This is a genomic window from Streptosporangium sp. NPDC001681 (assembly GCF_040298085.1).
Classification (GTDB): Bacteria; Actinomycetota; Actinomycetes; order Streptosporangiales; family Streptosporangiaceae; genus Streptosporangium.
This window is the reverse complement of sequence record NZ_JBEOZN010000005.1, coordinates 91,656-115,685: the sequence shown is the minus strand read 5'-3', so window position 1 is coordinate 115,685 and position 24,030 is coordinate 91,656. Positions and strand designations below refer to the sequence as shown.

Annotated in this window: 21 protein-coding genes; 12 read left to right on the top strand and 9 right to left on the bottom strand. The window is 70.8% G+C overall.

The window, feature by feature from the left end; genetic code table 11:
• The first annotated feature begins 122 nt into the window (after positions 1-122).
• Positions 123-413 (top strand): hypothetical protein, encoded by a 291-nt coding sequence (locus ABT130_RS03730; RefSeq protein WP_350952569.1) that lies wholly within the window; start codon positions 123-125, stop codon positions 411-413.
• 57 nt (positions 414-470) lie between these two features.
• Entirely contained in the window at positions 471-1,382 is a 912-nt protein-coding gene (locus tag ABT130_RS03725; RefSeq protein WP_350916480.1) for a LysR family transcriptional regulator, read from the top strand.
• Positions 1,383-1,534: 152 nt separating this feature from the next.
• Here the strand turns inward: ABT130_RS03725 and ABT130_RS03720 are convergent, their stop codons facing one another.
• Genes ABT130_RS03720 through ABT130_RS03700 form a run of 5 tightly spaced genes read right to left on the bottom strand, consistent with a single transcriptional unit; the run spans position 1,535 to position 6,561 of the window.
• Positions 1,535-2,344 (bottom strand): serine hydrolase, encoded by an 810-nt coding sequence (locus tag ABT130_RS03720; RefSeq protein WP_350952566.1) that lies wholly within the window; start codon positions 2,342-2,344, stop codon positions 1,535-1,537.
• Between the two features lie 53 nt (positions 2,345-2,397).
• Entirely contained in the window at positions 2,398-4,005 is a 1,608-nt protein-coding gene (locus tag ABT130_RS03715; protein ID WP_350916486.1) for an N-acyl-D-amino-acid deacylase family protein, read from the bottom strand.
• Entirely contained in the window at positions 4,002-4,766 is a 765-nt protein-coding gene (locus ABT130_RS03710) for an amino acid ABC transporter ATP-binding protein (protein WP_350952564.1), read from the bottom strand. Before ABT130_RS03710 ends, ABT130_RS03715 begins: the two co-directional genes overlap by 4 nt.
• A complete protein-coding gene (locus tag ABT130_RS03705) occupies positions 4,766-5,686 on the bottom strand; it encodes an amino acid ABC transporter permease (RefSeq protein WP_350952562.1) in 921 nt (306 codons plus the stop codon). The genes ABT130_RS03710 and ABT130_RS03705 overlap by 1 nt, the downstream gene beginning before the upstream one ends.
• On the bottom strand, positions 5,677-6,561 hold the full coding sequence (locus ABT130_RS03700; RefSeq protein WP_350916496.1) for an ABC transporter substrate-binding protein: 885 nt from the start codon (positions 6,559-6,561) through the stop codon (positions 5,677-5,679). The genes ABT130_RS03705 and ABT130_RS03700 overlap by 10 nt, the downstream gene beginning before the upstream one ends.
• A 144-nt stretch (positions 6,562-6,705) precedes the next feature.
• Here ABT130_RS03700 and lysA point away from each other — a divergent pair, with 144 nt between their 5' ends.
• Positions 6,706-7,989: a diaminopimelate decarboxylase gene (lysA, locus tag ABT130_RS03695; protein ID WP_350952560.1), complete on the top strand. Its 1,284-nt coding sequence runs from the start codon at positions 6,706-6,708 to the stop codon at positions 7,987-7,989.
• Positions 7,990-8,104: 115 nt separating this feature from the next.
• On the opposite strand, the gene ABT130_RS03690 is transcribed toward lysA, so the two are convergent.
• A complete protein-coding gene (locus tag ABT130_RS03690) occupies positions 8,105-8,620 on the bottom strand; it encodes a MarR family winged helix-turn-helix transcriptional regulator (RefSeq protein WP_350952558.1) in 516 nt (171 codons plus the stop codon).
• A 39-nt stretch (positions 8,621-8,659) separates the two neighbouring features.
• Here ABT130_RS03690 and ABT130_RS03685 point away from each other — a divergent pair, with 39 nt between their 5' ends.
• Positions 8,660-9,586: an EamA family transporter gene (locus ABT130_RS03685; RefSeq protein WP_350952556.1), complete on the top strand. Its 927-nt coding sequence runs from the start codon at positions 8,660-8,662 to the stop codon at positions 9,584-9,586.
• 93 nt (positions 9,587-9,679) lie between these two features.
• Here the strand turns inward: ABT130_RS03685 and ABT130_RS03680 are convergent, their stop codons facing one another.
• Both ABT130_RS03680 and ABT130_RS03675 read right to left on the bottom strand, forming a co-directional pair.
• Complete coding sequence (locus ABT130_RS03680; RefSeq protein ID WP_350952555.1) at positions 9,680-10,663, bottom strand: phosphotransferase; 984 nt, start codon at positions 10,661-10,663, stop codon at positions 9,680-9,682.
• Positions 10,664-10,822: 159 nt separating this feature from the next.
• Positions 10,823-11,080 (bottom strand): hypothetical protein, encoded by a 258-nt coding sequence (locus tag ABT130_RS03675; RefSeq protein WP_350916511.1) that lies wholly within the window; start codon positions 11,078-11,080, stop codon positions 10,823-10,825.
• Between the two features lie 537 nt (positions 11,081-11,617).
• Between ABT130_RS03675 and ABT130_RS03670 the strand changes: the two genes are divergently transcribed.
• The gene (locus tag ABT130_RS03670) at positions 11,618-13,522 is read left to right on the top strand and encodes a hypothetical protein (protein WP_350952553.1); all 1,905 of its coding nucleotides are present in this window, start codon (positions 11,618-11,620) and stop codon (positions 13,520-13,522) included.
• A 138-nt stretch (positions 13,523-13,660) separates the two neighbouring features.
• On the opposite strand, the gene ABT130_RS03665 is transcribed toward ABT130_RS03670, so the two are convergent.
• The gene (locus ABT130_RS03665; RefSeq protein ID WP_350952550.1) at positions 13,661-14,836 is read right to left on the bottom strand and encodes a WD40 domain-containing protein; all 1,176 of its coding nucleotides are present in this window, start codon (positions 14,834-14,836) and stop codon (positions 13,661-13,663) included.
• A 566-nt stretch (positions 14,837-15,402) separates the two neighbouring features.
• Between ABT130_RS03665 and ABT130_RS03660 the strand changes: the two genes are divergently transcribed.
• The 7 genes from ABT130_RS03660 (at position 15,403) to ABT130_RS03630 (ending at position 24,021) form a co-directional block, all read left to right on the top strand.
• Positions 15,403-15,975 carry an NAD(P)H-dependent oxidoreductase gene (locus tag ABT130_RS03660; RefSeq protein ID WP_350952548.1) on the top strand — a complete coding sequence of 191 codons (573 nt, stop codon included), beginning with the start codon at positions 15,403-15,405 and terminating at the stop codon, positions 15,973-15,975.
• 74 nt (positions 15,976-16,049) lie between these two features.
• Positions 16,050-17,693: an ABC transporter substrate-binding protein gene (locus ABT130_RS03655; RefSeq protein ID WP_350952546.1), complete on the top strand. Its 1,644-nt coding sequence runs from the start codon at positions 16,050-16,052 to the stop codon at positions 17,691-17,693.
• A 2-nt stretch (positions 17,694-17,695) separates the two neighbouring features.
• Positions 17,696-18,643 (top strand): ABC transporter permease, encoded by a 948-nt coding sequence (locus ABT130_RS03650; RefSeq protein WP_350916523.1) that lies wholly within the window; start codon positions 17,696-17,698, stop codon positions 18,641-18,643.
• A gap of 11 nt (positions 18,644-18,654) precedes the next feature.
• Positions 18,655-19,623, top strand: coding sequence for an ABC transporter permease (locus ABT130_RS03645; protein WP_350952544.1), 969 nt, complete (start codon positions 18,655-18,657; stop codon positions 19,621-19,623).
• Complete coding sequence (locus ABT130_RS03640) at positions 19,620-21,500, top strand: dipeptide ABC transporter ATP-binding protein (protein ID WP_350952542.1); 1,881 nt, start codon at positions 19,620-19,622, stop codon at positions 21,498-21,500. Before ABT130_RS03645 ends, ABT130_RS03640 begins: the two co-directional genes overlap by 4 nt.
• Entirely contained in the window at positions 21,494-22,681 is a 1,188-nt protein-coding gene (locus ABT130_RS03635; RefSeq protein ID WP_350952540.1) for an acyl-CoA dehydrogenase family protein, read from the top strand. The genes ABT130_RS03640 and ABT130_RS03635 overlap by 7 nt, the downstream gene beginning before the upstream one ends.
• Positions 22,678-24,021 (top strand): LLM class flavin-dependent oxidoreductase, encoded by a 1,344-nt coding sequence (locus ABT130_RS03630; protein WP_350952538.1) that lies wholly within the window; start codon positions 22,678-22,680, stop codon positions 24,019-24,021. The genes ABT130_RS03635 and ABT130_RS03630 overlap by 4 nt, the downstream gene beginning before the upstream one ends.
• Positions 24,022-24,030 lie beyond the last annotated feature (9 nt).

The window sequence follows — 24,030 nt, the reverse complement described above, 5'->3', positions numbered from 1 at the left end:
GCTCTCCACTTATCCGGTTACGCTGGCCGGCAAGAGATATCCGTGGTGATGGAGGTTCTGTGCGATATCGGGGGCCGCTTCCGAAGCGAGCGATCGGCCGTTTCAACACCTGTGTCCTGACGTTGCGCTCCTCTCCGCGATGGGGCCGGCTGATCAGCGGACGCCTCACGGTCGTCACCTATACGGGACGCCGCTCGGGACGCACCTTCAGCACACCCGTCGCCTTCCGGCGCACGGCCGACACTGTCACGATCGGTGTTCAGTTCCCCGATGCCAAGATGTGGTGGCGCAACTTCTTGGCCGAGGGTGGTCCGATATCGCTGCAGCTGGATGGGATCGATCGCACCGGGCATGCGGTCGCCAGACGTGACGAAGCGGGTCGCGTCACCGTCACCGTCCGTCTGGACGGCTGACAAGCCATCCGAGGACCCCGGCCGTCCGGCCGCTTCGCCGGTGCCGATACTGGAACGGTGCTGAGCAGTCAACGCCTGCGGGTGCTTCTGGAGATCTTCAGGACAGGGAGCATCGCGGGAGCCGCCCGTACCCTGCGGCTCTCGCCCTCCGCGGTGTCCCACCAGCTCTCCAAGCTGGAGGAGGAGGCCGGTGTGGGCCTGGTCGAGCGGGGCGCGCAGAGCCTGCGGCTGACCGCGGCCGGGCGGCGGCTCGCGACCCGGGCGCAGGAGGTGCTCGACATCATCGAGGCGGCGGAGAAGGATCTGCTGGCGCAGGCCAGGGCCGACGCCGGGCAACTGCGGATCGGTTTCTTCGCCTCCGCGGGATACCGGCTGCTGCCGCTGGCGCTGTCGACCTTCACCGCCCGCCACCCCGCCGTGGAGCTCGACCTGGTGCTCGGCCAGCCGCACGAGCTCCTGCCCGACCTGGAGCGTGGCGCGCTGGACGTCCTGGTCGTCTTCGAGCACGCGCTCGATCCCTGGAAGCCGCCGGAGGGGGTCGAGGTCACCCACCTGTTCGACGAGCCGCAGCTTCTGGTCGTGCCGCCGGGCCATCCGGCGGGGCAGCGGCAGCGGGTACGGCTCGCCGACCTGGCCGGCGAGCCGTGGATCACCACGTACGGCACCGACACCCCGGTCTCGGTGCTGGAGCGTGCCAGCGCGCTGGAGGGGTTCAGCCCGATGATCCGTTGCCGTAGCGACCACTACGAGGTCACGCTCGGACTGGTCAGGGCCGGACTGGGGGTGGCGCTGGTGCCCAGCCTCGGCGCGCAGGGGGCCTCGGGCATCCAGGTGTGCAGGTTGGACGGGCCCCGCCTCTATCGCAGGATCGGCGCCGCCACCCGTCCGACCAATCCCAACCCGGCGCTGCGCTCCTTCATCGACTACCTGCGCGACGCCTCGGCCCAGATCCGCAACGCCCTGCGCTGACTCCTCGGCGGGCCGATACTCCGGCCCGCCGATCGGGGCGGGAACATCGACGACGTTCTCGCCACAACGGCGCCGGATACGACGTGTGGATGGAGCAGGCCCTGCCGAGGTGCCGGGGGACACGCCGGCGTGGCCGACCGGCGTGTCCCGGGTCAGCGGTCGGGAGGCAGGCCGGCCAGGCGGCCGATGGCCAGGCCGGCCTGGCGGGCACGCCCCACCAGGGCGTGCTCGCCGCCGGCGGGACCGTTGGCCAGCACGGCGTAGCCGATCCGGCGCCCGGCGCCGATCATCACACCCACATCGGCCCGCACCCCGACGTCGGTGCCGGTCTTGTTCGCCACCCACACCGTCCCGGCGGGAACGGAGCCGGGGATCTCCCGCTCCTCCGGCTCGCTCGGCAGCAGGGCGGGAACCAGGCTCCGGTCGGTGTTGCAGGCCATCCAGCCCAGCAGGAGCCGGGTCCACTCCCGGCGGCCGTCGAGCCCGGCCGCGAACCGGGCGAGCTCGCCCGCCGTACCGACGGCGAAGGTCGGCGGGTGCGAGGGCAGGCGCGGCTCGCGGATCCGGTCGAGGATCCGCGTCCGCGCGAAGCCGAGCGCGGCGGCGCCCTCGGCGACCCGGTCCAGGCCGAGCCGGCGCAGCAGCGCGTTGGTCGCGGTGTTGTCGCTCACCGACGCGGTGAGCACGGCGAGGTCCCCGATCGCCCAGCGGCGGCCGGACAGGACGCCGAGGAGACCGGAACCCCCGCAGCGGTCATCCTCCCGCAGCTCCACGATCTCGGCGGGATCGAGCTCCCCCTCGGTGATCCCCCGTGCCACCACGGCGAGCAGCAGCAGCTTGCCGACGCTGGCGAGGGGCAGCTCGGCGTCCTCGTGGACGGAGATCAGCCCCGGCACCGACACGGCCACCCTGGAGATCACCGCGGCGGCGCCGCTCTCACCCGGCAGGTCGAACTCTGTCATCGCCTCATCCTCCCGGAACCCGTCGTCCTTCCCGAGGTCACCGTCACCGTCGATCACGTGGCCAGCACCGTCCCCGGCCGGGCGCCGGTCTCGGCACCGTCGCGGACCACGCGCTCACCGGCGACGATCACCGAGTGGACTCCCGTCGGCGGGACCAGCGGCGCGGCGAAGGTGGCGCCGTCGGCGATCGAGCCGGGGTCGAAGACGACCAGGTCGGCATGGGCGCCGTCACTGATCACGCCGCGCCCTGCCAGCCCGAACCTGGCCGCGGCCATGCCGGTCATCTTGTGCACCGCCGTCTCCAGGTCGAGCAGTCCCAGCTCCCGGGTGTAGTGCCCGAGCACGCGGGGGAACGTCCCCGCCCAGCGCGGGTGGGGACGGCCGCCGGGCTTGGGCACGCCGTCGGAGCCGATCATCGAGTACGGCGCGGCCAGCACCCGCCGCACATCGTCCTCGATCATGGAGTGGCTGATGATCGTGACCTCGCCCCGCTCGGCGACGAGCAGGGCTGCGGCCACGTCGAGGGGGTCCTGGCCGCGGGTGGCGGCCAGTTCGGCGATCGTGTGCCCCTCCGTCTCGGGGTGGCGTGGCGCGCAGGCGATCGAGATGCGGTCCCAGCCGCCGTTGCCGACGGTGTTCTCCCAGCCGGGGACGCCCTCGGCGATGGCTCGGCGCATCCGATCGCGCTGGCCGGGGTCGGCCAGCCGCGCCATCAGCGCGGACACCCCACCGTCCGAGGCCCAGGGCGGGAGCATCGCGCCCAGCGCCGTGCTTCCCGCGGTGTAGGGATAGACGTCGCAGGTCACGTCCATGCCCTCGGCCCGCAGCCCGGCGATTCTGGGCAGGGTGCGCTCGGTGCGTCCCCAGGCGTACTTGCCCGCCGTCTTGTGGTGGGAGACGTGCAGCGGGGCGCCGCTCCTGCGCGCGATCTCGACGGCCTCCTCCAGAGCCTCCTCCACGCGTGACATCTCATCGCGCAGGTGGGTGACGTACGGCTTGCCGTGCCCGGCCGCGACGGCGGCCAGCGCGACGACCTCGTCGGTGCTCGCGTAGGTGCCGGGGGTGTAGATGAGCCCGCTGGAGAGCCCGGCCGCGCCCGCCGAGAGCGCCCGGTCGAGCAGCGCGCACATGGTCTCCAGCTCGCCGGGGGTGGCGGCCCGATCGACGGGGCCGATCACTCCGGCGCGGAGCGTGCCGTGCCCGACGAGGGAGGCGAGGTGGTTGGCGCGGGGCACGGCCGCATGCGCGGCGGCGAACTCGGCGAAGCCCTCGTACATCCCGACATCGCCGCCGAAGTAGACCCGGCTCTCCGCGCGCATCGCGGCCAGCCGTTCCGGCAGGGCGGGGAAGAGACTGGAGCCGCAGTTGCCGCAGATCTCCGTGGTGACACCCTGCAGGACGGCGGCCTGGACCATGTCGCCGCCCACTTCCCCGTCGATCAGGGTGACGCCGTCGGAGTGGGTGTGCACGTCGATGAAGCCGGGGGCGACGACGAGGCCGGTCACGTCCTCGGTGTGGCGGGAGCCGGCCGGGGCTCCCGGAGGCAGCAGCGTGAGGCGACCGGCGAGGACACCGACGTCGGCGGAGCGGGCGGCATCGGGCGCCGCCGTACCGTCGACCACCAGGCCGCCTCGGAGCAGCAGATCGAAGTGGGGGATCACAGGACCTGCCCGAGGAAGGTGCGGAAGCGTTCGTGGCGCGGGTTGGCGAGCACGTCGCGGGGATGGCCCTGCTCGACGATCACCCCGCCGTCGATGAAGACCAGGTTGTCGCCGACCTCGCGGGCGAAGCTCATCTCGTGGGTCACGACCATCATCGTCATCCCGCTGACGGCCAGGTCCCGCATGACCGCGAGCACCTCCTGGACCAGCTCGGGGTCGAGCGCGCTGGTCGGCTCGTCGAAGAGCATGAGCTTGGGGTCCATGGCCAGACTGCGGGCGATCGCCACGCGCTGCTGCTGGCCGCCGGATAGCTGGGCGGGGTAGTGGTCCGCGCGGTCCGCCAGGCCCACCCGTTCCAGCAGTTCCAGCGCCCTTCTTCTGGCGTCCGCCTTGGAGACGCCCTTGACGACCACCGGGCCCTCCATGACGTTCTCCAGCGCCGTGCGGTGCGGGAAGAGGTGGAAGCGCTGGAACACCATGCCGATGTCCTGCCGCTGGCGGCAGAGCCGGGCGGGGCTCAGGTGGTGGAGCCGGTCGCCCTGTTCGGCGTAGCCGATCAGGTCGCCGTCCACCCGGATGCGGCCGGAGTCGATGGTCTCCAGCCGGTTGACGCAGCGCAGCAGTGTCGACTTGCCGGACCCGGACGGGCCGACGACGCAGACCACGCCGCCTACGGGCACGTCCAGGCTGATGCCCTTGAGCACCTCGACGGAGCCGAAGCACTTGCGCACCGAGCGGATGCTCACCATGGGCTCGGTCATCAGACGTTCCCCCTGCTGAACGGCCGCAGGTTGCGGCGGACCCTGACCTGCAGCGTGTGGTGGCCGCGCTCGAACCGCTTCTCGATGAAGTGCTGGCCGACGCTGGCGATGGTGGTGAGCACGATGTACCAGATGGAGGCCACGACGAGCAGCGCGATCACCTCGAAGTTGCCGAGGTAGATGCGCTGGGAGACGGTCAGCAGCTCGGCCCCGGCGATGACCGAGACCATCGAGGTGGTCTTGAGCATCGAGATGAACTGGTTGCCGGTGGGCGGGATGATCACCCGCATCGCCTGGGGAAGCACCACCCGGCGAAGCACCTGCCGGTGTGACATGCCGAGTGCCTCGGCCGCCTCGCGCTGGCCGGGGTCCACCGAGCGGATGCCCGCCCGGACGATCTCGGCCATGTAGGCGCCCTCGTTGATCGCCAGACCGAGCAGGGCCGCGGTGAAGGGCGTGATCAGCTCGTTGGCCTGCCACTCGATCAGCTTGGGGCCGTCGAACGGCACGCCGATGCCGAAGGAGGGGAAGACCAGCCCGATGTTGAACCAGAAGATGAGCTGGACCAGCAGCGGGGTGCCGCGGAAGAACCAGGTGTAGAGCGCGGAGGCGCCCCGCAGCACGGGGCTGCCGGACAGCTGCATCACCGCGGCGAGGATGCCCAGCGCCAGGCCGATCACCATCGACAGCACGGTGAGCTGGATCGTGACCCACAGGCCGCCGAGGACCCTGCCGTCCATCAGGTACGCGGCGATGACGTCCCAGTGCAGGTTCTCGTTGACGATGATCGTGTAGGCCAGCCAGACCAGGACGAATCCGGCGACCGCTGCCGTGATCCACCGGCCGGGCCGCGGCGGGCGGAGCGCGTCGATCGGCAGGTGCGGATTCTCGGTGCCCGCGGCGGTTCCGGTCACTTCCATGGCTTCGTGTTGACCGTCACCTCGGGCACGGCGTTGCTCGCGACGCCGTACTTCTCCAGGACCGCCTGGTAACCGCCGTCGGCGGTCAGTTCCTGCATCGCCTTGGCCACGGCGTCGCGCAGCGCGGTGTTGCGCCGGTCGATCGCGATGCCCCAGGGACCGGCGTCGTACTGTTCGGGCAGCACGTCGTACTTGCCGGTCTCCTTGGCGTACATCGCCGCGACGGGCGAGTCGACGATGGTGGCGACCGCGCGGCCGGAGTCGATGCTCAGCAGGCCGGTCGGCGCGTCCTCACTCTGCATGATCTGCATCTTCTTGGCGCACTTCTCGTCCTGCCGTTGCCCGATCGCGAGGTTCGAGCTGCCCTTGGCCAGCACGACGGTACGGCCGCACAGATCCTCAAGGGTCTTGATGCCCTCGGGGTTGCCCTTCTTGACCATGATGGCCCCGCCGGCGTTGAAGTAGTCGACGAAGTCGACGGCCGCGCGGCGCTCCTCGGTGTCGCTCATCGAGGACATCACCACGTCCCAGCGGCCCGCCTGCAGACCCGGGATCAGGCCGTCGAAGGCTGCGTTGGTCACCTTGACCTTCAGGCCGAGCTTGGCCGCGATCGCCTCGGCGAGGTCCGGGTCGACGCCGGTGAGCTCTTGGGTGCCCGGCTTGTACATCTCCATCGGCGGGTAGCCCTCCGAGGTCGCCATCCGGAGCTCGCCCGTCTTGCGGACGGCCTCGGGCACCAGGTCCTTGGCGGTCTTGCCGGCCGCCGAGGCGGCGCCCGCGCCGGCGTCGGTTCCCGACGACGAGCGCCCGCAGCCGCCGGCGAATGCCGACACCGCCAGCGCGACAGCGATGACCGAATACAGGCGCTTTGTCACGAAATCTCCTAGTTTGCGAATAGTTGAGCTTATGGTGTCGATGGGAGGTAACGGCCCCAACACACGTGAATGCTTGCGAGCCTTGGCATCGAAAACTTCGCCGCTAAGACCGGACAAAAGCCATCACTCTCTACCTTCGACACCATGACCTTGGTGATGGAGAACGGCTGGCCGCGCACTGCGGCATGGACCGGCGGGGAACTCCGCATCGGCGGGATCGGCGTGCGGGAGCTCGCCGCCGAGTTCGGCACGCCCGCCTACGTCCTCGACGAGGAGGAGTTCCAGGGCCGCTGCGCGGAGTGGCGGGAGGCGCTCCCCGACGGGGAGGTGCACTACGGCGGCAAGGCCTTCCTCTGCCCCGAGGTGGTGCGCTGGCTGGAGGCGGCCGGACTCTGCCTCGACGTGTGCACCGGGGGCGAGCTGGCCGTGGCCCTGGCCGGGGGCATGGACCCCGCGCGGGTGGTCTTCCACGGCAACAATAAGTCGGTCGCCGAGCTGCGCCGCGCCGTCACCTGGGGCGTCGGCTGCGTGGTCGTGGACTCCTTCACCGAGATCGAGCGCCTGGCCGCCCTCGCGGACGAGGCGGGGGTACGGCAGCGCGTGATGATCCGGGTCACCCCCGGGGTGGAGGCGCACACCCACGAGTTCATCGCCACCGGGGGCGACGACTCGAAGTTCGGGTTCTCGCTCAGTGCCGGACTGGCGGCCGAGGCGGTCCGCCGGGTCCTGGCCACCACCTCACTGGAGCTGACCGGGCTGCACTCGCACATCGGCTCGCAGATCACCGATCTGGGCGGCTTCACCCTGGCCGCCCGCCGGATGGCCGGCTTCCTGCTGGCCTGCGAGCTTGAGCACGGCGTGACGATCCCCAAGCTCGACCTCGGCGGCGGCCTGGGCATCGTCTACCGGCCCGGCGACCCGGTCCCGCCACGCCCGGCCGAGGTGGTCGCGGCGCTGCGTGAGGCCGTACCCGCCCGGGTGCGGCTCGCCGTCGAGCCGGGCCGCTCGATCGCCGGACCCACCGCCGTCGCCCTCTACGAGGTGGGTACGGTCAAGGAGATCCCCGGCGTCAACACCTATGTCAGCGTGGACGGCGGGATGAGCGACAATCCGCGCCCCGCCATGTACGGCGCCGCCTACACCGCGCTCCTGGCCTCCCGCTCCTCGGACGCCCCGCTGCGTGAGGTCACCGTGGTCGGCAAGCACTGCGAGAGCGGCGACGTGCTCGTCCGAGACCTGCCGCTGCCCGCCGACGTACGGCCCGGCGATCTGCTGGCGATCCCCGCCTCGGGGGCCTACCAGCGGTCGATGGCGAGCAACTACAACCATGTGACGCGGCCCCCGGTGGTCGCCGTCCGCGATGGGGCCGCCAGGGCGATCGTGCGCCGGGAGACCGAGGAGGACCTGCTCCGCCTCTACCTGCGCTGACGAGTACGGAGCCGGGCGCCACCCGTCACGTCCACCTCCCCGTCTGACCGGCTCAGACCACGACCGGGCCCTCGCTCTTCGAGCGGGGGCCTGCTCTCGTCCGTCCGCGAGCGGCTCAGGTATCCGTCCGGAGCGGCGTTTCGAAGCGGGCCAGCCAGGTGGCGAGGAGTGATTCGAGCTGCGCGGTCTCCTCGGGGGTCAGCTCGTCGAGGAGGCGGCGTTCGTTGCGTATGTGCTCGGTGAACGCCCGGTCGATCAGCTCCTTGCCCACGGCGGTGAGCGCGACCACCCGGCCGCGGCCGTCGCTCTCGCTCGGGCGACGGGTGACCAGCCCGTCACGTTCGAGCCGGTCGATGCGTTTGGTCATCGCGCCGGTGGTGACCATGGTGAAGGCGGCCAGCTCTCCGGGGGCGCGCTCGAACGGGGCGCCACCGCGTCGCAGGGTGGCGAGGACGTCGAACTCTCCCTCCCCGAGCCCGTACCGCCGGTAGACGACGCAGAGCTGTTCGGTGAGGTGTCCGGCCAGGCGATGCAGGCGCCCGATCACACCCTGCGGGCTCACGTCCAGGTCCGGCCGCTCGCGAGCCCATTCCTGCTGGATGCGGGCTACATGATCCAGAGGTTCGCTCATGTCTGGAGTATAGCTTCCAAGGAAGCTATATTGTCTTCCATGGAAGTTAATTTTCGCTGGGCATTGGTCACGGCGATGGCGCCGATCGCGTGGGGGACGACCTACTTCGTCACCCACCAGTTCCTCCCGCCCGGCTACCCCCTGTACGGGGCGGTCATCAGGGCGCTGCCCGCGGGACTGCTGCTTCTCCTCATCGGCAGGAAGCTTCCTCGGGGGGCGTGGTGGTGGAAATCCCTGCTCCTCGGCACCATCAACATGAGCGCGTTCTTCGCGCTCGTCTACCTGGCGGCCCAGCTGCTTCCGACGAGCGTCGCCTCGACGATCATGGCGACGTCGCCCGTCGTGATGATGCTGCTGGCCTGGTCACTGCTCTCGGAGCGCCCGAAGGTCCTGCACCTGACCGGAGCCGGCGTCGGCATCGCGGGTGTCTGCCTCATGCTGTTCACCGGCGCGGCCGCCGTCGACCCCCTGGGCGTGCTCGCGTCCGTCGCGGCCATGGTGATGTCGTCGTTCGGCTTCGTGCTGGCCAAGAGGTGGAGCGCCGAGGTCGACGTGCTGTCGTCGACCTCGTGGCAGCTCATCGCCGGGGGCGTCGTCCTGCTGCCCTTCGCCGTCGCGGTGGAGGGCTCGCCGCCGAGCCTGGACGGACCCGAGATCCTCGGGTTCGGTTATCTCAGCGTCATCGCGACGGCTCTCGCCTTCGTCGCCTGGTTCGCGGGACTACGGCATCTGTCGGCGGGAACGGTGGGACTCGTCGGGTTGCTGAACCCGGTGACCGGGGTGCTGCTCGGCACGACGATCGCCGGAGAGGTGCTCACCGCGCAACAGCTCTGCGGGCTGATGCTGACCCTCCTCGGCATCCTCCTCGGGCAGCCCGTCGCGGCCCGCCTCGTCGCGATCAGGCGGCAACGAGGCCGGGCAAGGCCGGCAGGGCCTGCCCGGCGTCGAGAACGAGCCGGCCGCTGACGGTGCCGTGTGGCCACTGGCTCCGGCTCCGACGGCGCTCGGTCGGCGCCTTCCTGAGCGCCGATCGGCGGCTACCGCAGCGTCTGGCGGTTTTTACGCCGGTGCCTTGTCAGTGAGGCGTTCCACGGCCCCCACCAGCCCGTCCCATGCCTGTTCCATGTCGAGGGAACGGTCATGTGGTGCGCGGAACCAGTCAACGTATATGGACACCTCTTCAAGATCCCAGCGGAGCCGGTAGAGCGTGAGGGCCGAGGCGTCGGGCATCCGACCGCTGGCCTTCGCGTATCGTGCCAGGTCTTCTGGCTCCCGCACGACCGACCACAGGTCGCGTTCGGGCGATGCGAGACCCACCGTGTCCCAGTCGACCATCAGGTAACGGTCTTCCAACCGCAGGAGGTTGCCCGGGTGCGGCTCACCATGGGTGACGACGGGTGCTCTGTGGCTTTCCTTGAGCTCCTTGACCAGCCGGTCGAACTCCTCCAGCCGCTGCCGCAGACCGGGGGCGCGGCCGGAGACCAGGGTCCTGGCAGGCTCGGCGAACGGCCCGCCCGCCCAAGAGATGACTCCTTCGAGAGCCTTCTCCAGGAGGCCGCGCATCGAAAGCTCCGCGTGAAGCACCGGCGTTGAGGCAGGAGGCGTCTGCTGATGCAGCTCGGCGAGCAGGTCCAGGACGGCGCCGCGCTCCTGCGGTGTCAACGGTTGGTCGAAGTCTCCGGCAACCCCCTCCACGAAGGGGAAGACGCTGAGGGCGTACCGGGGCCCGAGCAGGTGGACGGTCTCGCCGTCGGCGGCCCGCAGCGGCGCCACCACGAAGTCCAGCTTCTCCTGGTCACGCAGGGTCGCCGCGGTGTCCATGGCCTTGCGCAGGCCTCGCAGGGCGGCCTGCGAGCCCTGTCCGTTCTTGAGCTCCAGATCGGCGACGGTGACGAACCACTTTCGTCCCCTGTCGCCGGCCGCGATCCAGTGATGGTCGCCGAAGCCGACCGGTGCATACGCCAGCGAGGCGGCGCCGATTCCCCACTTGCCCAGGACCCGCGACAACTCGCCCTCATCGACGTCTTCCGGTCGGTCTCTCATCCCGGTCACGCTAGGCGATCAGGATCGGCCCCGCACTCCGATATCGGGCCCGGCCGATGGTGTTCTTGAGTTGGCCTGCCAACACGGGCGGCCTGCACGGTCGGCTCGGAACGGACTCACGGAGAGATCCGTCCCGAGCCGACGTTTACTCAGACTATTTTAGTAGTAGAGATAAAGGGCGAAGAGAGAGCCCTCGAGATCGCACCTGTAAGCCTGGACGATGCCGCCATTGGTAATGGCTTTGAAACCGGTTTTGGTGCAGTCGTTTCTGTACTGGTAGTGGCCCGCGAGGTGCCAGGATGGGGCGGCCTGCGCGGAGGCCGCCGCCGTGGTGGCGGCTGCGGCGGGGCCGACCATGGTGCCACCGGCGAGTCCACCGGCTATCAGCACCGCTGCGGCCAGACGACGAGTTCTCATTTTCTTCCTGCCCTTCGTGAAGAAGCACGTGCTAGACGAAAGACGACTCCGGTGAGAATCGCGTCCCGAACACGTGATGTCCTGTCGGCAGAGTGCGTGATCATGCTTGGAAAACGCTTGTGAGCCGCGAGGAAGGCTGGTAGGGCCTGTTGCCCGCCTGGTGCGGCCACTACCTGACCGGTCTGGCCGAGCTGTTCCGCGCCATCGATTGGGCGCCGAACACCCCGGCCGGCCGCGACAACCCGGGGGCCGGGGGCGAATGAGCGAGCGGTCAGCAGTTGGTCGGCATACCGGACACGTTGGGGCTCTCGACCACGACCGTGCCATAGGTGGCCGCCAGACGGGCGGTGAGTTTGTGCAGGCACGACCGCTCTCCATCGGACCTGCATCATCGAGCTCGTCACCGGCTCGTGGCCTCCCAGTGATCGACAAGCCGCTCGCCAGTCGCGGCCTCTAGCTTCTCTCTGGTCCCGCGCGCTCGAAGCGGCACGGCGGGAGCAGATCCAGACCCACGCGTGACACCGGAAGGAAGAGCGGATGGCTGCGGCAATCACCGCGATGGCGTTCGGGCAGACCGGATTCCTGGTCGTGGCCCGCGAGGACGGGCGGATCGAGTCCTGGGACATCGGATCCCCCAGCACGGTGCGCGTGGTGCGCGACGGCTCGGAGGACCCGGTGCTGGACCTGGTGACCGACGGCCCGCGGATCCTGGGCGTGTCGGCGCGGCGTGTCATCGCCTGGAACGCGGCCATGGAGGTCGAAGCCGATCATGCGCTCGACCATCCCGCGCACTTCGTCACGGTGACGCCGCGCGACGTGTGGCTGGCTGGCGACTCGCACGTCGCCCGGCTCGACCGCGAGCTGGGAGAGTCGACATGGACGCCGATCGCCGACGGAGAGACCACCGACTTCGACGTCCATCCCTCGGGGCGGCGCCTCGTGGTGGTCAAGGACCGCGTCCGCGTCCGTGTCCACGACGCCCGCACCGGCGTCGAACTCCACGCGTGGGACCGCAGGGGCAGGAACGGCGTCCGGCAGGTGTCGGTGCGCTTCGCCGAGAAGCCCGATCACCTGTGGGAGGCCGACAACCGGAATTGGTGGCTGCGGCGCGTCTCCGCGAAGAGCGGGCGACAGACCAGAGACCGGGACCGGGAGCTGGCCAGCGCATGGGCGGGCCCGCTGGCGTTCAGCCCGGACCGCGGGCATCTGGCGGTCCTGCAGACCGGCTGTGACGTTCAGGTCTGGGACCTGGAGGCCGACGCCGCCGTCTTCTACGTGGAACCGGTAGCCGACCGTTCCCAGGAGAAGGTGCTGGCCTCGCTCAGCCGCGTCCCGACATTCGCGTCCGCGAGCCCGGGAGTCCTCAGGCGGACGGGCAGCCGCCGCCAGCCCGACCGCGACGCGGCGGTGACCGCCCTCGCGGTCGCCGAACGGGGCGCCATGGTGGCCCTCGGCGGACGCGACGGCGTCGTCCACCGCTGCGACACCGCGACCGGAGCGATCGAGCGGCTCGGCGAGCCCCGACTCCTGGCACCTCCACGAGGCGCGACGGTCAACCGGTGGACCAGAGGCGTCGCGCACGGCGTCCGCGACGGCGAGCACTGGATCGTCCGCGAGGGCACGCTCGCCAGGCTCGACTTCGAGCGGCCGGACCGGATGCGGGGGGTGGCCCTGGAGGACTTCCCTGCTCTCGACAGGTTCGTCGGCCGCCAGGCCACGCTGTTCTTCCGCGGCGACCTCGTCTGGCACGCGACCTGGGACACGCTGCGGGCCTGGGAGGTGGCGACAGGACGGCTCGTGTGGCACGCCCAGACCCCGGGGCCGCCACGGATCGCGGGCGACACCGCCTACATGATCGACGGCCACTACCACCCCCGGCCCGTTTTCCCCCTGCTGCGAATCGATCTGAACACCCGTGAGACGACGGACCCCCAGCACTTTGCGATCGACGAGGCGTCCATCGACCTGAGCATCGCTCCGGTCAACTGGCCGAGGATCTCCGCGATCGGGCCGCACATCGTGCTGGAGACCTACTCCCGCCCGGAACGGGCGTTCCTGATCGATCCCGAGCGGTGCCTCCTGCTCCACGAACTGCCCCGGGACATCGGCCGGGACCCGCACGACGGCCGCCGCGTGCTGCACCGGATCCCCGGCGGCTATGCGGTGATCGACCTGGAGAACCCGTCCGCCCAGCCGGGGACCCGTCAGTTCCCCGACCCGATCGGCAACGTCCGCTGGTACCAGGAGATCGGTGCCGACCGCGTCATCGGGTGGGACCGCGGCGCGCGGCGCGTCGTCGTCGCCCGCACGAGCGGCGAACTCCTCGACCACTTCGTCGGCCACGGTGAGGAGGTGTCGGCCTTCTTCGTCTCGCCCGACGAGTGCACCCTCCTGTCGGTTGACTACGCGGGCTTCGTTCGCGCATGGCACCTGGACCGGTAGGGCTTTGTCAGGTCTCAATGCTAGGACGGCGATCTCGTCGGGTCGATCGGTTACCTGACCCGCACCGGCCGACTCGACATAGGCCGCGTTGAGCATTCAGGCAGGGCCTGGTGCGTTTCGACTCTCCGCTCTGACGGGTCACGGATGTAGCGCTGAGATGTCCCACAGTCGTGTCGCGCCACCGGTGTCGGCGGTGGCCAGCAGGCGGCCGTCGGGATGAAAGGCCACCGAGGCGACGGCCCCGGGATGGCCGATGGACAGGGGCCGGCCGGTGGCGGTGTCCCACAGCCGCGCCGTGCGATCGGCGCCGGCGGTGGCCAGCAGGTGGCCGTCGGGGTGGAAGGCCACGGACCAGATGGAGCCGGTGTGGCCGGTCATCGGGGCGCCGGTGGGCTTTCCGGTGGTGGTGTCCCACAGCAGTACGGTGCCGTCCTCGCCCGCTGTGGCCAGCAGGTGGCCGTCGGGGTGGAAGGCCAGCGTGTGGACCGGCTTGGTGTGGTTGAACAGGGCGACGGTCTGGCCGGTGGCGTCCCACAACCGTACGGTGCCGTCGTCGCTCGCGGTGGCCAGGTAGTGGCCGTCGGGATGGAAGGCCGCTGACCCGATGGCGCCGGTGTGTCCGGTGAATAGGGCGATGAGCCTGCAGGTGGAGACCTCCCACAGCCGTACCCCGTAATCCCAGCCCGCGGTGGCCAGCAGGTGGCCATCGGGGTGGAAGGCCACCGCGTAGACACATCTGATGTGGCCGGACAGGGGGGCGCCGACTGGCTTTCCAGTGGTGGTGTCCCACAGTCGCGCCGCATCATCCGAGCCGGCGGTGGCCAGCAGGTGGCCGTCGGGGTGAAAGGCCACCGACCAGATGGAGTCGGTGTGGCCTGCCAGAGGGGTGCCGACGGGTTGGCCGGTTCTGGTGTCCCACAGCCGTGCCGTGTCGTCCGAGCCGGCGGTGGCCAGTAGGTGACCGTCGGGGTGGAAGGCCACCGCGTGGACGGACGCCCGAGAGCTGTGCCGGATGAAGACGGAGTGCTCCCGGACGCCGTCGGGTGGGGCGGCTCGCAGGGACAGGCCGACGTCGGTAAGCCTCTGCTCGACCTCTTCGGCACACTCGGAATCGAAGCCTTCGATGGCCAGCAGATCCCGTTCGCCGAGGGCGGCCAGCTCGCCGCAGTCGTGGATGCCCGCGCGTTTGAGGAGGTTGTACGGACGGACTTTGAGGTTGAGTTCCTCGATGGGCAGATCCAGGGCGTTACCCGACGAGTAGTACCCCGAGCACAGTGAGTCATGGTCCGTTGTCCATGACTGGCGCAGTGACATCGTGGACCTTCCTTAAGATCACACTCTCCCCGGCGAGAGTCTCTCCACCACCTGCCGAGGTGTCAACCCGCGCCGTTCCGCGGGGCGCCCACCAGGGTGGGGACAGGCTCTGTTCGCGCCGCGGTAGGTCGGCGGCCCGGGTGAGTTCGGCTTCGACGGGACGGGTGGTCGCTCCCGGGAGGGCGCCTGTGCGGGCCGTTCGGCGGTGGGGCAAGGCCGTCGTGGACACGTTCCGTCACGGGTGTCCGGGGATCCGGATCGGGCCACGACTTGAAACCTACTAAACCGGTATGGAAGTATGGTTTTTATGTTCGCGGCACTGACCACGTACAACAGGCGTCGCGTGCCGGAGATCGATCTGGTGCGCTGCCTGTTCGTCGACTTCGTACGGACCGACGGCGCCATCTGTCGCTGAGGCCACCCATCACCGAGCGTCAACGACGGCCCCGTGGGTCTGTCGTGAAGCCGCCGGTCAGCCGTCCTCACTCGCCCTGACCGCGACGTCGCGGGGGCACCTCGTCTCTTTCTCCATCCGTCTGGCGAGCACGCCGTAGGAGATCTTTCGCATGGCCCTTGTCGTAGCAGTGATCGGCGGCCCGACCCCGGGTTCCGCCACCGCGGCCCTTGTCGAGAACGTCGCCGAGCGGCTGGAGTTGGAGGGCCACACCACGGTGCTGATCAGCCCGGCGGACCTGCCACCCGCGGCGCTGATCGCCGGGGACTCCGCCGATCCGCAGATCCGTTCCGCGATCGAGTTGATCGAGCAGGCGGACGGGGTCGTGGTGGCCACCCCGATCTTCCAGGCGTCCTACTCGGGGCTGCTCAAGACCTTCCTGGACGTGCTGCCTCCGGGCGCGCTGGCGGGCAAGGTCGCACTGCCGCTGGCCAACGGCGGCAGCCGGGCGCACCTGCTGGCCGTCGACTACACGTTGCGGCCGGTGCTGAGCGCGCTGGGCTGTCCGCAGGTGGGGCAGGGGGCGTTCGTGCTCGACACCGACATCGTCCGGCACTCCTGCGGGGTCGGCCTCACCGGCGCGAGCGAGTCCCGCGTCGCGGCGGTCTGCCGCCAGTTCGCCCACGCCCTCGCCCTGATCCCCGACCAGACCTCTGTCCGGTCCGCTGACCGCTCACTGTTCTGACCTCGGCCTCTCTCTCCCGCACCGACCTTTCCAGGTCGTCCTTTTGACAAGGGTTTCTCATGTTCGGATATCCGTTGTTCTCGACTTCCCCCGTCCGGGCGGCAGCCGCAGGGGCCGCGCTCGCGCTGCTGGCCGTCGGCTGCTCCTCGGGCGGTGAGGCCACCGCGGGCGCGAGCGGCGCCGACACCGGCGCGCCGGTGCAGGGCGGCAAGCTGACCATCGCGGTCTCCAGCTTCCAGCCGTGCCTGGACGTCTCGCTCACCGGCGGCCGCAACAGCACGGTCACCCACCAGATCCTGGACACCCTCACCGACCAGGACCCGAAGACGGGCGAGATCATCCCTCGGCTGGCCACGAAGTGGGAGGTGAACGACGACTACACCGCCTTCACCTTCCACCTGCGCGAGGGCGTGACCTTCAGCGACGGCACCCCCCTGGACGCCAAGGTGGTCGCCGACAACTTCAGCACGCTCGCCGAACTGGTCGGCGAGGGCAAGACCGACACCCTGACGCTGAACGCGCTCAACAGCTTCTCCGGCGCCGAGGTGGTCGACCCCCTGACCGTCAAACTGAACTTCAAGCTGCCGGAACTGGGCTTCCTGCGCAACGCCAGCGACCCCTACCTGGCGATCCTGTCGGCGTCCACGCTGGCCACGACCACCGAGGAGCGCTGCGCGGGCAAGCTGGTCGGCACCGGCCCCTTCGTCTTCGACCAGATCGTCAAGGACAAGTCCATCACCCTCAAGCGCCGCGCGGACTACAACTGGGGCGCCGAGGGCGTGGTGGCGCACCAGGGGCCGTCGTACCTGGAGGGCATCGTCTTCGAGGCGGTGCCCGAGTCGGGGGTGCGGGTCGGCGGCCTGGTCAGCGGCCAGTTCGACATCAGCGACGACATCCCGATCACCGACCTGCCACAGCTCCGCTCGGCCGGGCAGACGATCGTCTCGAAGGTGGTGCCCAACCTGGTCCCGGGCATGCGCCCCAACCCGTACAGCCCGCTGGGCTCCGACGACGCGGTCAGGCGGGCCATCCTCAAGGGCACCGACCGCAAGGAGATCACCGAGACCCTCTACCCGGAGATCTACAAGGCCCCGACCAGCATCGTCTCCTCCGGCACCGCCGGGTGGAAGGACTTCGGCGCGGACCTCGCCTACGACCCCGAGGGCGCCAAGAAGATCCTTGACGAGGCGGGCTGGAAGCCGGGCGCCGACGGGGTCAGGGAGAAGGGCGGCGTACGCCTGGAGCCGAAGATCACCTACATCATCGGCAACTTCTTCGGCGCCACCCAGCAGGAACTGGAGCTCGCCCAGCAGCAGCTCGCCAGGATCGGGGTGAAGGTCGAGATCAAGGCCAACACCCCCGCCGACAACGCCGCGATGCTCAAGGACATCTCCAAGGCCGACTACGACTTCCTCACCGGCTCGGGCGCCAGCAAGGACATCGACTTCCTCGCCGGACTGTTCAAGAAGAGCAACTCCGCGCTGCTCAACGCCGAGCAGCCCGAACTGGAGGCCGTCGCCGACGCGCTGAACGAGGCGGCCACCCCCGAGGCCCGCACGAAGGCCGCGGACGACCTGCAGAAGTACGTCATCGACCACGGCCACTGGATCCCGCTGCGCGAGCAGACCAAGGTCGTCGCGGTCTCCCCGAAGGTCAAGGGCTACGTCCTCGACACCTACGCCGCGCACTTCTTCCACGACACCTGGCTGGCCGGCTGACCATGGCCCGCTACCTGCTGCGCCGCGCGGCCCAGGGCGCCTTCGTGCTCTGGGCGGCCTTCACCGCCGGCTTCGTGATCCTCTACCTGCTGCCCAGCGACCCGGTGGAGATCATGCTCGCCTCCACCGGGTCCATGGGCGAGCTCGATCCCGGGGCGGTGGCCGCGCTGCGCGCCGAGTACCACGTCGACGAGCCGTTCTACGTCCAGTACGGCATCGCGCTGTGGCGGTTCGTCCAGGGCGACTTCGGAACCTCCATTCCCCAGCGGCTGCCGGTCACCGAGCTGATCGGCCAGGCGCTGCCGGAGACCCTGGGCCTGGCCGCGCTGGCCTTCGCCATCGCCGTGCTGCTCGGCGGGAGCCTGGCCCTGCTCACCGGCTACCTGCGCGGGGGACGGCTGCGACGGCTGCTGCTGTCGCTGCCCCCGCTGCTGGTGTCGATCCCGTCGTTCTGGGCGGGGCTGATCCTGCTGCAGGTCTTCTCGTTCCGGCTCGGCTGGTTTCCCGCGATCGGCAACCGGGGCTTCGCCTCGGTGGTGCTGCCCGCGGTGACGCTGGCCCTGCCCACCGCGGCGATCATCGCCCAGGTCCTGATCAAGAGCCTCCGCCAGACCTGGGACGAGGCGTTCGTGGTCACCGCCACCGCCAAGGGCGCCTCCAGGCTGCGCATCCTCTTCGTCGACGTGCTGCGCCACGCGAGCCTGCCGAGCCTCACCCTGGTCGGCATGACGGTCGGCAACATGCTGGCCGGGGCGATCGTGGTCGAGACGGTCTTCTCCCGGCTGGGGGTGGGCCGCCTGGTCGAGCAGGCCGTCGCCGCGCAGGACATCCCGATGATCCAGGGCCTGGTCGTGCTGTCGGCCCTCGTCTTCGTGGTGGTGAACCTGGTGGTCGACGCCGTCTACCCGCTGCTCGATCCGCGCATCCGGCCGTCGCGAGCGGCCACGTGAAGGAGTTGAGCGTGTCCGATCCCGCCACGACCCTCCCCGGCGGCCCCGCGCCGCAGGGGCCATCCGGAGCCGAGGCGCCGAGCCTCCCGCCTGACCCCGGCTCCGGTCTCGGACCCGGCCCTGTCTCCGCTCCCGGACCCGACCGGCCGCGCCGTGGCGCCGGCGGGGTCCGCGCGGTCGTGCGGCGTCCCGGGCTGGTGTTCTCCGTGCTGTTCCTGGCGCTGGTGCTGGCCTGGGCGCTGGTACCCGGGATCTTCGCCCCCTTCGACCCACTGGTCGGCTCGCCGAAGGACAAGCTGCTGCCCCCGAACGGCACCTACTGGTTCGGCACCGACCACCTCGGGCGCGACCTGTTCTCCCGGGTCGTGCACGGGTCCTCGCTCTCGCTGACCGCGACCGCCCTGGCGGTGCTGGTCGGATTCCTGGTCGGGGCGTCCCTGGGACTGCTCTCGGGGTACGTGGGCGGCCGGTTCGACGACGCCGTCATGCGCTGCGTCGACGTACTGCTGTCGATTCCGGGGCTGCTGCTCTCGCTGGCCGTGGTCACCGTGCTGGGTTTCGGCACGCTGAACGTGGCGGTCGCGGTCGGTGTGGCGGCGGTGGCCGGTTTCGCCCGGGTGATGCGGGCCGACGTGCTGCGTGCCCGCACCCAGGTGTTCGTCGAGGCGGCCGAGGCACTGGGCGTCGGCCGGTGGAGATCCCTCATCCGCCATGTGCTGCCGCACGCCGTGGGCTCGGTGCTGGTGATGGCCGCCCTGGAGTTCGGTACGGCCATCCTGGCGGTCTCCTCGCTGAGTTTCCTCGGCTTCGGCGCGCCGCCGCCCGCTCCCGAGTGGGGGTCGCTGGTCTCCGAGGGGCGTAACTACCTGGTGAGCGCCTGGTGGCTGACCACCCTGCCCGGCGCGGTGATCGTGGCGACCATGCTGGCGACCAACCGGGTCGCCCGCGCCCTGGACACCGGCAGGGGAGACGACCGATGAGTACACAGCCCCTGCTGCGCCTGACCGGCCTGCGGGTCGGGTACGGGCCGGCCCGGCGCGGTGGTGATCGGTACGAGACGGACGCGGTACGCGGCGTCAGCCTGCGGGTGGACCGGGGAGAGGTGGTGGCACTGGTGGGCGAGTCCGGCTCGGGCAAGTCCTCCACCGCGCACGCCGTCAACGGGCTGCTACCCGCCACCGGGCGGATCAGCGCGGGACAGGTCCACTTCGGCGGACAGGACATCACCGGCTGGCCGGACCGCGCGATGCGCCACCTGCGCGGCGCCGAGATCGGGTTCATCCCCCAGGACCCGGCGGTCGCGCTCAACCCGGTACGGCGCATCGGGCACCAGGTGGCCGACGTGCTGCTGCTGCACGGCCGGGCCACCCGGAGGAACGTCCGGGGGCTGGTCGAGACGATCCTGGAGGAGGCCGGGCTGCCGCACCCCGCCGACTACGCCCGCCGCTACCCGCACGAGCTGTCGGGCGGCATGCGCCAGCGGGTGCTGATCGGCATCGCGCTGGCCTGCGCGCCCCGGCTGGTCATCGCCGACGAGCCGACCAGCGCGCTCGACGTCACCGTCCAGCGCCGCATCCTGGACCACATCCAGCGCCTGACCTCGGCGAACGGCACCGCCGTGCTGCTGATCACCCACGACCTCGGGGTGGCCGCCGACCGGGCGGACCGGATCGTGGTCATGCGGGAGGGACAGGTCGTGGAGGAGGGGCCGACCGAGCGGATTCTCGGCGACCCCCGGCACGCCTACACCCGCCGCCTGCTCGGCGCGGTCCCCACCCTGGCCGGGCCGACACTGATCGCCGCCTCGTCACCGGGTCGGACGGTTCACGGACCGCGTCCCGAGGCGGAGGCGGCCCCGGAGTCGCCTCTGGAGGCGCGCTCGCATCCGGAGGCCGGGCCGAACCCGGAGGCGCGCTCGAAGCCGCGCCCGGGGCCGCGTCTGGAGTCGCGATCACGCCCCGAGGCCGGGCCGGACCCGGAGGCATACCCGGAATCGCGTCCGCGCCCGGAGAGCGACATGGAGACCGACACGGAGAAGACGCCGGAAAGCGGGACCGTACCGGCGCCGCTGCTGGAGCTCAGGGGTGTCACCAAGGAGTTCAAGCACGCCGCCTCGGTGACCGTCGCGGTCAGCGACGTGGACCTCGTCGTCGGCCGGGGCCGCACGGTCGGCCTGGTCGGAGAGTCGGGCTCCGGCAAGTCCACCACCGCGCGGATGGCGCTGCGGCTGGAGACCCCCACCAGGGGACGGGTCCTGTTCGACGGGGTGGACATCACCACGGCCACCCGCAGGACGCTGCGTCCACTGCGGCGGCGCTTCCAGCCCGTCTACCAGAACCCGTTCGCCTCCCTGGACCCGAGGCTCTCGGTCGCGGCGCTCATCGACGAGCCGCTGGACGCGTTCGGCGAGGGGGACCGCGCCGCCCGGCGCCGCCGGGCCGCCGAGCTCGTCGACCAGGTCGCGCTGCCCTCGTCGGTTCTCGACCGGCACGCCACCGAGCTGTCCGGCGGACAGCGGCAGCGAGTGGCCATCGCCAGGGCGCTGGCGCTCCGCCCCGAGCTGATGGTCCTCGACGAGCCCGTCTCGGCGCTGGACGTCTCCGTGCAGGACCAGATCCTGCGGCTGCTCGTCGAGCTGCAGGTGCGGCTGGGGCTGAGCTACCTGTTCATCTCCCACGATCTGGCGGTCGTCCGCCAGATCTCGCACGAGGTCACGATCCTGCGCGCCGGCTCCGTGGTCGAGAGCGGTCCGGCCGAGCGCGTCTTCGACAACCCGCACCACTCCTACACGAAGGAACTCCTCATGGCGGTACCCGGACAGCTGAAGCCCGGCGCGGACGCGAGCCCCCGATGGTGAGCCCGCTGACCGGCGCGCGTACCGAACGGCAGGTCCTCGCCGCGCTGCAGGAACTGGTTCCGGCGATCTCCGCCCGGGTCGCGGGGGAGGACCGGCCGCACGCGGAGACCTTCGCCGACCTCAGGGCGGCGGGCCTGCCCTCCTTCGTCATCCCGGCCGCGTACGGAGGCGGGGGCGCCACCCTGCCCCAGGCCGGCCGGGTGATCCGGACCCTCGCCGCCGCCGACGCCTCGGCCGCGCTGGTCCTGACCATGCACTACATCCACGGCACGCGCCTGCTCTCGCCGCACGTCCCCGGCCGGGGAGCCGCCGAGCTGGGCCGGACCCTCGCCGCCACCGACGGCCTGGTCAACTTCGCCAGCAGCGAGCGGCTGAGCGGCGCCCCCAGCCGGGGCGGCGCGGTCCAGACCCGCGCCTCTCGCGGGGACGACGGGTCGTGGCTGCTGAGCGGCCACAAGCGCTATGTCACCGGCAGCATCGCGCTGGATCACCTGCTGGTGTCGGCCACGGTCGACGACGACACCGCGGCCGAGCCCGTGGCGCGCACCTTCGTCGTCCCGGCCGACGCGGACGGTGTGCGGATCGAGCCGACCTGGGACACCTTCGGCATGCGCGGATCGGCCTCGCACGACGTCATCCTCGACGGCGTCACCGTCCCCGCGGACGCCGTCGCCGAGGCGTACGACCCCGAGGTGGCCCCGGAGATCACCCGTACCTTCGGCGCCTGGTGGGCGCTGCTGCTGGCCTCGATCCACCTGGGCATCGCCGAGGCGGCCCGCGAGGTGGCCCTCGTGTTCGCCACCGGTCCCCGAGGCGACGGCCGTCCGGGCAGCCGCGCCGAGCAGCCCCGCACCCAGGAGCACGCCGCGCGTATCGAGCTGGCCCTGCTCCAGGCGCGCCTGCTGCTGGAGGACGCCCTGCACCGGTGCGAGGGTGTCCCGGAACCCGCCGACGTCGTTCAGGCCACCGCCACCAAGCTCCTGGTCCACCAGCACGCCTCGGACGCCGTCGACCACGCCTGCCGCCTGGTCGGCGGAGCCTCCGTCTGGAACACCTCCCCGCTGGGACGCCACTTCCGTGACCTGCGCGTCGCCCTGTTCAACCCGCCCAACGAGGACGTCGTGGTCGACGCCGTCGGCCGCGCCGCCCTCGGACTGAACGAGAAAGGCACCTGGACGTGACCCCGCCCCGCCGTACGATGTCGCTGAACTTCAACCTCAGCGGCGTCGGCCACCACACCTCCGCCTGGCGTCACCCCGACAGCCGGACCGACCAGGCCCTGGACGTCGAGTACTACGTGCGGCTCTGCCAGACCGCCGAGCGCGGCGGGTTCGACTCGATTTTCATCGCCGACACCCCGGCGCTGCGCGGCGACCCGAACGACGCCCTGGCCAACACCCCCTTCGAACCGCTGACCCTGCTGTCGGCCATCGCCACCCGCACCACCCACATCGGCCTGATCCCCACCGTCTCCACCAGCTACAGCGACCCGTACACCGTCGCCCGCCAGGTCGCCTCCCTCGATCTGATCAGCAAGGGCAGGGCCGGGGTCAACCTCGTCACCTCCGCGGGTGACCACGTCGCCCGCAACCACGGCAGGGAGCGGCACATCCCGCACGCCGACCGCTACGCCCGCGCCCAGGAGTTCGTCCAGGTGCTGGAGCGGCTGTGGGGCAGCTGGGCGCCGGACGCGATCCTGGCCGACCGCGAGGCCGGCACCATGATCCGTCCCGGCGGCATCACCCCGATCGACCACGTCGGCGAGCACTTCTCGGTGGCCGGGCCGCTGACCGTGCCGCCCTCGCCGCAGGGACGTCCCCCGATCGTGCAGGCCGGGGCCTCGCCCGCCGGGATCGAGCTGGCCGCCGCGCACGCCGACGCCGTCTACGCCCGCTCCATGTCGATCGACGAGACGCGAGGTGTCTACCGCTCCATCAAGACGCGGGCCGCCGAGCTGGGCAGGGACCCGCACTCGATCAGGGTCCTGCCCGGCGTGGTGCCCTACGTCGCGGCCACCGAGGCCGAGGCCAGGCGGCTGGTGCGGGAGATCGAGTCCCGGTTGGTGACCAACCCCGGCGCCCTCACCGCCCTCGGCGCCATGCTCGGCATCGACCTGTCCGGCTACTCACCCGACGACGCCGTCCCACTCCACCTGCTCCCCGCCCCGGAGGATTTCAACGGCTCGGTCACCGGCTTCGTCGAGCTGCGCACCATGGCCGTCGACGAGGGCCTCACCCTCGGCCGGCTCGCCGGTCGCCTCGGCGGCCTCGCCCCGCTGGGCATGTGGGCGCTCATCGGCAGCGGGGAACAGGTGGCCGACCAGCTCCAGTACTGGTTCGAGAACGAGGCGGCCGACGGCTTCAACCTGATGATGCCGATCGCCCCCGGCGGCATCGAGTCCTTCGTCGAGCACGTCGTGCCGATCCTGCGGGAACGCGGCCTGGTGCGTGCCGGCTATGAGGGCACCACCCTGCGTTCCCACTTCGACCTGTCCCTCGACACCCCGTCGCCACTTCACTGAGAGGAAGAC

What these genes read in the sequence shown, in the direction of transcription:
- ABT130_RS03720 (WP_350952566.1), bottom strand. Translation starts at nt 2,344, where the DNA reads ATGACAGAGTTCGACCTGCCGGGTGAGAGCGGCGCCGCCGCGGTGATC.
- ABT130_RS03710 (WP_350952564.1), bottom strand. Translation starts at nt 4,766, where the DNA reads ATGACCGAGCCCATGGTGAGCATCCGCTCGGTGCGCAAGTGCTTCGGC.
- ABT130_RS03705 (WP_350952562.1), bottom strand. Translation starts at nt 5,686, where the DNA reads ATGGAAGTGACCGGAACCGCCGCGGGCACCGAGAATCCGCACCTGCCG.
- lysA (WP_350952560.1), top strand. Translation starts at nt 6,706, where the DNA reads ATGACCTTGGTGATGGAGAACGGCTGGCCGCGCACTGCGGCATGGACC.
- ABT130_RS03690 (WP_350952558.1), bottom strand. Translation starts at nt 8,620, where the DNA reads ATGAGCGAACCTCTGGATCATGTAGCCCGCATCCAGCAGGAATGGGCT.
- ABT130_RS03685 (WP_350952556.1), top strand. Translation starts at nt 8,660, where the DNA reads ATGGAAGTTAATTTTCGCTGGGCATTGGTCACGGCGATGGCGCCGATC.
- ABT130_RS03680 (WP_350952555.1), bottom strand. Translation starts at nt 10,663, where the DNA reads ATGAGAGACCGACCGGAAGACGTCGATGAGGGCGAGTTGTCGCGGGTC.
- ABT130_RS03675 (WP_350916511.1), bottom strand. Translation starts at nt 11,080, where the DNA reads ATGAGAACTCGTCGTCTGGCCGCAGCGGTGCTGATAGCCGGTGGACTC.
- ABT130_RS03670 (WP_350952553.1), top strand. Translation starts at nt 11,618, where the DNA reads ATGGCTGCGGCAATCACCGCGATGGCGTTCGGGCAGACCGGATTCCTG.
- ABT130_RS03665 (WP_350952550.1), bottom strand. Translation starts at nt 14,836, where the DNA reads ATGTCACTGCGCCAGTCATGGACAACGGACCATGACTCACTGTGCTCG.
- ABT130_RS03660 (WP_350952548.1), top strand. Translation starts at nt 15,403, where the DNA reads ATGGCCCTTGTCGTAGCAGTGATCGGCGGCCCGACCCCGGGTTCCGCC.
- ABT130_RS03650 (WP_350916523.1), top strand. Translation starts at nt 17,696, where the DNA reads ATGGCCCGCTACCTGCTGCGCCGCGCGGCCCAGGGCGCCTTCGTGCTC.
- ABT130_RS03640 (WP_350952542.1), top strand. Translation starts at nt 19,620, where the DNA reads ATGAGTACACAGCCCCTGCTGCGCCTGACCGGCCTGCGGGTCGGGTAC.
- ABT130_RS03635 (WP_350952540.1), top strand. Translation starts at nt 21,494, where the DNA reads ATGGTGAGCCCGCTGACCGGCGCGCGTACCGAACGGCAGGTCCTCGCC.